General features: G+C 58.7%; 1 protein-coding gene. It reads right to left on the bottom strand.

Annotation, left to right across the window (positions count from 1 at the left end):
- Window positions 1-4: 4 nt before the first annotated feature.
- Entirely contained in the window at window positions 5-1,039 is a 1,035-nt protein-coding gene (locus tag P0D89_RS53255) for an IS630 family transposase (RefSeq protein ID WP_408379681.1), read from the bottom strand.
- Between the last annotated feature and the right edge of the window lie 70 nt (window positions 1,040-1,109).

Below are 1,109 nucleotides of genomic sequence, written 5' to 3'. Positions count from 1 at the left end.
TTACTCATAGGTCAGAAACATAGCGGACAGATGGGTGCCTGAAGAAGGAGCGCACGAGAGTTGGGTCCCGTCCAATTTGAGCAAGCTGCTCGTGAATTCGCGGACCCAGCTTTTCGCCTTTTCGCAAAGGGCGTCGGGCAACTCCGGTGCGCTTGACGTGACTCCACACCAGTTCATCAGGATTGAGGTCTGGCGCGTAACCCGGCAGGAAGTGCAAGGTCAGTTTGCCCCCGGTGCTTGCGACGTAGTCCTTGACGATAGCTTTCTTGTGCGCAGGCAATCCGTCGACAATCAGATGAACTGCCTTGCGGCGATTGGACATCAGCTTCCTGAGCAGCGTCACGAACAGCTCACCGCTGAGCCCACCTTCATACGTTGCAAACCAGAAAGCCCCTTTCGAGTTGACGGCGGACGCCGCACTCATGCTTTGCCTCTGACCCGGTCGTTCGACGACTGGCGTTTCGCCGCGTTGCGCCCAAGTCCTTCCATGCACCGAGTCGGCCCGAAAGCCGGATTCGTCCCAGAAGAAGATGTCGGCATTTTCCTCGCGAGCCTGTCTGACAATGGCCGGATACGTGTCGCGCTGCCAGCGCTCGATCGCCTCCGGATCTCGCTGGTAAGCGCGCTGCAACGGCTTTTGCGGCGTCAGGTTCAAGCGCGCCAGCATCGCGCCAATTGACGCCAGGCTCAACGTGACACTGAACTCTCGCTGCACCAGTTCCCGAACCAGATTGCGCGTCCACAGGCCGAAGTCAAATCCATACTGCATTGGATTCTTGCCATTGATCCAGCGCAGCACCTGCCGTTCCTGTGCTTGCGTGAGTTTTCGAGGGCGGCCCGTGCCTTTGGTCGAGAGCAGCACACGCGGGCCACGGCCGCGACCGCGCGCCTGAGCCCGGATCTTGTATGCCCAGGAGCGATGCATTCCAAACGAGGCTGCAACGTCGTCCGGATGTTCTCCCTCGGCCATGCGTTGAACTGCCAGAATGCGCATCTCTTCTAGCGTATTGTGAGCCAGGCTCCGGCCGTCCCGTTTCATGAGCGATCCTGTCAGCTACCCTCGCTTAAGCATAGGCGATATGTCCGCTAAATTCCTGACTTATGAGTAA

This window comes from Paraburkholderia sp. RL18-085-BIA-A, from assembly GCF_046027075.1.
Lineage (GTDB): Bacteria > Pseudomonadota > Gammaproteobacteria > Burkholderiales > Burkholderiaceae > Paraburkholderia.
The sequence above is the reverse complement of the archived record's forward strand: the minus strand, read 5'-3'. Positions and strand labels throughout refer to the sequence as shown.